Origin of the sequence: Rhabdothermincola sp. (genome assembly GCF_036846205.1) — a bacterium.
Taxonomy (GTDB): domain Bacteria; phylum Actinomycetota; class Acidimicrobiia; order Acidimicrobiales; family Acidimicrobilacustridaceae; genus Rhabdothermincola.
This window is the reverse complement of the sequence record NZ_DAIUCK010000129.1, coordinates 1-7,120: the sequence shown is the minus strand read 5'-3', so window position 1 is coordinate 7,120 and position 7,120 is coordinate 1. Positions and strand designations below refer to the sequence as shown.

Sequence of the window (7,120 nt, the reverse complement as noted above, 5' to 3'; positions counted from 1 at the left end):
GGGCCGGCCTGACCCGGGGGCGGTAACCTGTGGGCACCCTTATGACGACCGACATCCCTCTCGACGCGCCCATCTTCGTGGCCGGTCACGCGGGCCTGGTCGGCTCCGCCATCGTGCGTCGTCTCGAGCGCGAGGGGTTCACCAACATCCTCACCGCGCGGCGTGACCAGCTCGACCTGCGGGATCAGGCGGCAGTGAATTACTGGTTCCGCGCCAATCGCCCGCAGTACGTGTACCTGGTGGCCGGCACCGTGGGCGGGATCCTCGCGAACTCCACCCGGCCCGCGGAGTTCCTCTACGACAACATGATGATCCACGCCACGGTCGTGCACGCCGCCCACCTTTTTGGGGTGGAGAAGTTGCTCTATCTCGGCAGCTCGTGCATCTACCCGAGGCTCGCCCCGCAGCCGATCACCGAGGACGCGTTGCTCACCGGGCCACTCGAGCCGACCAACGAGGCGTACGCGTTGGCCAAGATCACCGGCATCAAGCTCTGCGATGCGTACCGTTTCCAGTACGGCTGCAACTTCATCTCGGCGATGCCCACCAATCTGTACGGCCCCAACGACAACTTCGACCTGGCCTCGAGTCACGTGCTCCCCGCGCTGATCCGCAAGTTCCACGACGCGAAGGCCCGCGGCGAGACCGCGGTCGAGATCTGGGGGACCGGTACGCCGCGGCGTGAGTTTCTCCACGTCGACGACCTCGCCGATGCCTGCGTGTTCCTGATGGAGGCGTACGAGGAGCCCGGCCCCATCAACGTCGGCACGGGCGTCGACGTGACCATCCGCGAGCTCGCCGAGATCATCCGGGACATCGTGCACCCGACGGCGGAGCTCGTCTTCGACACCACCAAGCCCGACGGCATGCCCCGCAAGGTCCTCGACGTGAGCCGCATCACCTCCCTGGGGTGGAGGCCCACGATCGCGCTGCGTGAGGGCATCGCGGCGACCTACCGGTGGTTCCTCGATCATCAGGACAGCGGGATCCGGGGCGTGGTCCCCGCTGCCGTCGGCTGATCCTCGCTTCAGAGCTGCGGCGGGTGCGAGGCCGGCTAGCCTGTTCTCCGAGGAACACGGGAGCCCGGGCACGTCGGGCTGAGAGGGAGGGCAGTTCCCCTCCGACCGTTCGAACCTGATCCGGGTCATGCCGGCGCAGGGAGGCTCGGTTGGTCTCGTCTGTTCCCGAGGACCACGCGATGACCACCCGACGAACCCCCCACCCGTTGCCAGCGCCCAGCGGCCGCCTGGCGGTGGTGTTCACCGGGGGCGAGCAACCGTCACCGGACGTCCTGGACGGTGTGCCGCGGGACGCCTACGTCATCGCCGCTGACTCGGGTCTCCACCACGCGCTCGACCTCGGCTGGCCGGTGCACGTCGCGGTCGGCGACTTCGACTCGGTCGACGTCGGCCTGCTGGCCCAGGCAGAGTCGCGGGGAGCGGTGGTCGAGCCCCATCCCGAGGCGAAGGACCATACCGACCTCGAGCTCGCGCTCCAGCGGGCGCGGGAGCTCGGGGCCCGTCGGGTGCTCGTGGTCGGTGGGGGAGGCGGTCGCTTCGATCACCTCCTCGCCAACGCCTTGGTGCTCGCGTCCGCCGAGTTCGCGCCGCTCGAGATCGAAGCCCGCCACAGCGGAGCGCGCATCCACGTCGTGCGTAGCTCGGCTCGGCTCTCGGGCTCGCCGGGTGAGCTGGTGACGCTGCTGCCCGTCGGTGGCCCGGTGCACGGCGTGACCACGGATGGCCTGCTGTACCCGCTCGCCGGCGAGACCCTGCTCCCCGGCACGACCCGGGGCGTCAGCAACGAGTTCCTCGGCGGGCAGGCCACGGTGGAGGTCGGCAGTGGCGTGCTGATCGCCATCCAGCCCGGTGGTCTGGGCACGCACGTCTCGCGACAGCTCACAGGAGGCATCAGGTGAATCCACTGTCCACCCCCCGCGCCGCCGCCGGTCGCGTGCCGGTGATCGCCGCGCTCGCCGTGCTCGTCGTCCTCGTCGCGTTGGTGGCCGCCGGATGCGGGTCGTCCGGGCCCGGCGACGGCACGTCCGCACCCTCGACCGGCGTCGGCCGCGGTGGCTCGGTGCGCCTGCTGACCCATGACTCGTTCAGCGTGAGCGACGCGGTCCTCGCCGGATTCGAGCAGCGCACCGGCATCAAGGTCGAGGTGGTGAGAGGTGGCGACGCGGTCGAGGTGGTGAACCAGGCCATCCTGACCAAGCGCAATCCGCAGGGCGACGTGCTGTTCGGCATCGACAACAACCTGTTGACCCGGGCCTTCGACGAGGGTCTGTTCGAACCGTACGAATCGCCTTCGCTGGCCGACGTCGATCCTGCCTACGTGCTCGATCCCCAGCATCGGGTGACCCCGATCGACGTGGGCGACGTGTGCGTGAACTACGACCGGTCGCGCTTGCGAGCCGACGGGCTCCCGGTCCCCGAGACCTTGGAGGACCTGGCCGATGCGCGCTACCGGGGGATGCTGGTCGTCGAGAATCCGGCCACCTCGACTCCGGGGCTCGCGTTCCTGTTGGCCACCCGGGCACGATTCGGGGACGGTTGGCTCGACTACTGGCGGGCCTTGAAAGGCAACGGGGTCACGGTCGCGGACGGCTGGGAACAGGCCTACTACAGCGACTTCTCGGGCGGCAGCGGGGAAGGAGACCGCCCCCTGGTGGTGAGCTACGCCTCCAGCCCGGCAGCAGAGGTGTCCGACCCGTCGATCAGTGTCGAGGACGCACCGACCGGGTTCGTGCCAACGACCTGCTACCGCCAGATCGAGTTCGCGGGGATCCTCGCCGGCGCGGCCAACCCGGACGCGGCCCGCCAGCTCATCGACTTCCTGCTCTCCGTCCCCTTCCAGGAGGACGTCCCGATGCGCATGTTCGTCTACCCGGTGAACACCCAGGCCGCCTTGCCGGAGGCCTTCACGAAGTTCGCCGCCCTGGCGACGGACCCGCTCTCGCTACCGCCGGCGGAGGTGGCTGCCAATCGTGACCGGTGGATCGAGGAGTGGACGAAGCTCTTCTCCGAGTGATCCTCCGGCGGCTCGGGCGCCTGCTGCTGGTCGGGGTGCCCCTGGCGTTCCTGACGATCTTCTTCGCCTACCCGGTGGCCGCCATCGTGTTGCGGGGTCTGCGGCCCGCAGGCCAGTGGGATCTCGGCGTCGTCGGCGAGGTGCTGGGCGAGCCCGCGTTGCGGCGGGTGTTGTGGTTCACCACCTGGCAGGCGGCGGTCTCGACCCTGCTCACCGTCGTCGTGGCCATGCCCGCAGCCTGGTGCTTCGCCCGGCTCGAGTTCCGGGGGAAGCGGCTGCTGTGGGCGTCGCTGATCGTCCCCTTCGTCCTACCCACCGTCGTGGTGGGCGCTGCCTTCCTGGGCCTCGTCGGGCCGCGCAGCCCACTCGGCGTGGACCTGCGAGGGACGGTGTGGGCGATCCTGCTGGCGCACGTCTTCTTCAACTACGCGGTGGTGGTGCGGACGGTGGGCGGTCTGTGGATGCACCTCGACCCGCACCTCGAGGAAGCCGCCCGGGTGCTCGGCGCCGGCTGGTGGCAGAGCTTCCGGCGCGTCACCTGGCCACTCCTGCGCCCGGCCGTGGCGGCGGCAGCGTCGATCGTGTTCCTGTTCACCTTCACCAGCTTCGGGGTGGTGCTGATCCTGGGCGGCCCCAGGTATCGCACCTTGGAGGTCGAGATCTACACCCAGACGGCCCGCTTGTTGAACCTCGACACCGCCGCGGTGCTGGCGCTGGTGCAACTGGTGGCGGTGGTGGCGGTGCTGTTCGTGTACGCCCGTTACCAGGAGCGCCGCTCGGTGAGCCAGCTCCTGCGCCCGGCCACCGAGACCGCGCGCCCGCTCGCCGGCTGGCGCGATCGGGCGCTGCTCGGGGTCAACCTCGCGGTGATCGGGGTGTTGCTGGCGGCGCCGCTCGCCGTGCTGGTGGGGCGGTCGCTGTCGACGCCAGGCGGCTGGGGGCTCGACGCGTACCGAGCACTCGATACGTCGAGGCGCGGGAGCGTGCTGTTCGTCGCCCCTCTGGACGCGGTGCGCAACTCACTGCTCTTCGCCGGAGCGGCCACCCTGATCGCGCTGGTGGTGGGCACCATGGCAGCGTTCGCGATCGCCGGGCGCGGCGCAGCGCGCACTGCCCGCTGGATCGACACCTTCCTCATGATCCCACTGGGCACCTCCGCGGTCACCGTGGGCTTCGGGTTCCTCATCGCGCTGGATCGTCCTCCACTGGATCTGCGCGACTCGCTCGCGCTGCTTCCCATCGCACACGCCTTGGTGGCCGTGCCGTTCGTCATCCGTCTGCTGGTCCCGACGCTGCGTTCGATCGACCCGCGGCTTCGGGAGGCTGCTGCCGTGCTCGGTGCTCGGCCGGCTCGGGTGTGGCGGGAGGTCGATCTGCCACTCGTGGGACGGGCGTTGCTCGCGGCGGCCGGTTTCGCGTTCGCGGTCTCGCTCGGCGAGTTCGGGGCCACCGTGTTCCTCGCTCGCAGCCAGTGGCCGACCCTCCCGATCGCGATCTACCGGTTCCTCGGCCAACCGGGCCCGCTCAACTTCGCGCAGGCCGCGGCCCTGTCGACCATCCTGATGGGGTTGACCGTGGCGGTGATGCTCGCCATCGAACGGGTCCGGGTCGGCCGGATCGGGGAGTTCTGATGCTCGAGGTCGAGGACCTCGCCGTCACCATCGACCGCCGCCGCATCCTCGACGGGGTGTCCGCCACTGTGCCCGCCGGCGGGGTGCTCGGGGTCCTCGGGCCTTCGGGCAGCGGCAAGACCACGCTGCTGCGGGCCATCGCGGGGCTGCAACCCGTCGAGCGGGGCTCGATCCGGATCGATGGAGAGGACCTGACCCCGCTTCCCACCCACCGGCGGCAGGTGGGGCTCATGTTCCAGGACTACGCCTTGTTCCCACACCTGGACGTGGCTGGCAACGTGGCCTTCGGTCTGCGGGTCCGCGGTGCGGGGCGGGCGGAGCAGCGGGCGCGGGTCGGCGAGGTGCTCGAGCTGGTCGGGTTGTCCGGCTACGGGGCCCGGGCGGTGTCGTCGTTGTCCGGGGGCGAGCGCCAGCGGGTGGCGTTGGCCCGGGCATTGGCCCCCGCGCCCCGGGTGCTCATGCTCGACGAGCCGCTGGGGGCCCTCGACCGGGCGCTGCGCGAACGGTTGCTGGTCGAGCTGCAGGAGTTGTTCGCCAACCTGGAAGTGGCGGTGGTGTACGTCACCCACGATCAGGACGAAGCGCTCAGCGTGGCTGACGAGGTGGCGTTGCTGCGCGAGGGGCGGATAGTGCGTCGCGGCTCGCCGGCCGAGCTGCGGACCCGTCCGGGGGACGCCTGGTCGGCGCGCTTCCTCGGTTTCACCAACGTGTTCGACGTCGAGGTCCGCGACGGCGCGGTCCTCTTCGAGGCAGGCGTGCTGGCTCGAGCGACCCGGCTCCCTCCCGGTCCCGGGTCGGTACTGGTCCGCCCCCGCGGCGCGCGGCTCGACGCCGCCGGGCAGCTGCGAGGCCGGGTGGACGCGCACCTCTTCGTTGGAGACCAGCAGGTGGTCCGGGTGCGGCTGGGGGAGCGCACCACGCTCGACGTGCTCGCCGACGGGGAGGCGGTTCCCGCCGTGGGGACGGAGGTGGGGGTCACGGTGCTCCCCGGCGCGATCGAGCCGTTGGAGCGTGGTTGACCCGGGCCTCGCGCAGCGGGCGCTGCGGTCCCGGGCGGGCACAATGGCGGGGTGGAGATGACCGCATCGCTCGAAGCCCCGTGCCCGCCCCGCCGCCTGTTCGCTGCCGTCGAGGACCTGGGTCGCTACCCGGCGTGGCTGTCGATCGTGCCGAAGGCGGATCCCGCGCCCGCGGCGCCCGGCGATGCCGGTCCCGCGTGGTCGGTGGAGCTGCGAGGCCGGATCGGTCCACTGGCGCGCTCGAAGCGGCTGCGGATGGTGCGTACCGTCCATGAAGCACCGGGAAGGGTGCGGTTCGAGCGTCGAGAGCTCGACGGCCGTCGGCACGCAGCCTGGGTGTTGGAGGCCCGCGTCGCCGCCGATGGTGCAGTGAGTCGCCTGGAGATGGACCTCCACTACGGCGGGTCGTTCGGGGGGTCGGTGCTCGAGCGGCTGCTCAGCGAGGAGATCGACCAGGGCCGTTCGCGCCTGCTGGCGCACCTCGCAGCCGTCGACCCCGCCTGACCCTGCTTGCCCGGCCACCCGGGTCAAAGTAGCGTGATCCGGAATTCGTGGACCCGGCGCGGGTTCACCGACGGGGATTCTTCGAGGGAGGGACAGATCATGCGTCTTCGTAGATCGTTGGCGGTCGCCCTGACCGCGGGGGTGCTGGCAGGGGGTTTGGGATCCTCACTGCCCGCGTCGGCCGGGGCGGGTGTGACGCCGATCAACGTCAACGGGGTCTGCAGCGGCGCGGACGAGGCCAGCCAGCTCATCCTCAACTCCTTCGGAGGGTCGCTCAACGTCCCGTTCCAGGTGACACCCGACGTTCCCGAGAACCTGGCCCCGGGCGACACCGCGACGGTGAGCTTCACCTGGGGGCTCAGCCTCACCGATGAGACCATCAACCTCCTCACGGGTCTCGGCATCAGCTCAGTTGACGTCTCGGGGTTGACCCTCCCCGTGATCGCCCAGGGCTCGGCAGCCTCTCCGAACACCATCGTGGGCAACCCACCGGATGCCACCATCCCCATTCCACCGCCCAGCCCGCCCCAGGTCGGCCCGTTCACCGGCCAGGTGGAAGGTGGCGAGACCGACATCATCTACACGGTGGGCACCATCACCCTGAGCGTCACGATCGGGGCTCCGCTCAACATCACGCTCAACCTGTCGTGTGTGGACCCCCAGGCCACGGTGCTGGGCACCACGATCGTCACGGGCGTGACCCCGTCCACCCAGCCGCCACCCACGCTGCCGCCGACCACCACGACGTCCACCACGGCACAGCAGGCGGCGGCGACGACCAGCCCACGTTTCACCGGCTGATACCCATCCCTTCCGACCACGCAGGGCCCCGCTACGGCGGGGTCCTGTCGCGTTCCCGGACCCTTTCCACCTCCCCTCTCCAACTGGCAGCTCGCTCCCCTCAGCAACTGGCAGGTCGAACCCGTGCTCCGG

The 7,120-nt window shown here is 70.5% G+C and carries 7 protein-coding genes and 1 riboswitch; all 7 genes read left to right on the top strand.

The window, feature by feature from the left end:
• Positions 1-41: 41 nt before the first annotated feature.
• The 7 genes from V7004_RS14520 to V7004_RS14490 all read left to right on the top strand — a co-directional run bounded on the left by V7004_RS14520 (position 42) and on the right by V7004_RS14490 (position 6,988).
• A complete protein-coding gene (locus V7004_RS14520; protein ID WP_334144879.1) occupies positions 42-1,019 on the top strand; it encodes a GDP-L-fucose synthase family protein in 978 nt (325 codons plus the stop codon).
• 46 nt (positions 1,020-1,065) lie between these two features.
• Positions 1,066-1,178: riboswitch (TPP riboswitch) on the top strand.
• Between the two features lie 20 nt (positions 1,179-1,198).
• Positions 1,199-1,918 (top strand): thiamine diphosphokinase, encoded by a 720-nt coding sequence (locus V7004_RS14515; RefSeq protein WP_334144878.1) that lies wholly within the window; start codon positions 1,199-1,201, stop codon positions 1,916-1,918.
• Entirely contained in the window at positions 1,915-3,033 is a 1,119-nt protein-coding gene (locus V7004_RS14510; protein WP_334144876.1) for a thiamine ABC transporter substrate-binding protein, read from the top strand. Before V7004_RS14515 ends, V7004_RS14510 begins: the two co-directional genes overlap by 4 nt.
• Entirely contained in the window at positions 3,009-4,664 is a 1,656-nt protein-coding gene (locus tag V7004_RS14505) for an ABC transporter permease (protein ID WP_334144875.1), read from the top strand. Before V7004_RS14510 ends, V7004_RS14505 begins: the two co-directional genes overlap by 25 nt.
• Positions 4,664-5,683 carry an ABC transporter ATP-binding protein gene (locus V7004_RS14500; RefSeq protein WP_334144873.1) on the top strand — a complete coding sequence of 340 codons (1,020 nt, stop codon included), beginning with the start codon at positions 4,664-4,666 and terminating at the stop codon, positions 5,681-5,683. Before V7004_RS14505 ends, V7004_RS14500 begins: the two co-directional genes overlap by 1 nt.
• 57 nt (positions 5,684-5,740) lie before the next feature.
• Positions 5,741-6,187 (top strand): SRPBCC family protein, encoded by a 447-nt coding sequence (locus V7004_RS14495; protein WP_334144881.1) that lies wholly within the window; start codon positions 5,741-5,743, stop codon positions 6,185-6,187.
• Between the two features lie 99 nt (positions 6,188-6,286).
• The gene (locus V7004_RS14490) at positions 6,287-6,988 is read left to right on the top strand and encodes a hypothetical protein (RefSeq protein ID WP_334144872.1); all 702 of its coding nucleotides are present in this window, start codon (positions 6,287-6,289) and stop codon (positions 6,986-6,988) included.
• The last annotated feature ends 132 nt before the right edge of the window (positions 6,989-7,120 follow it).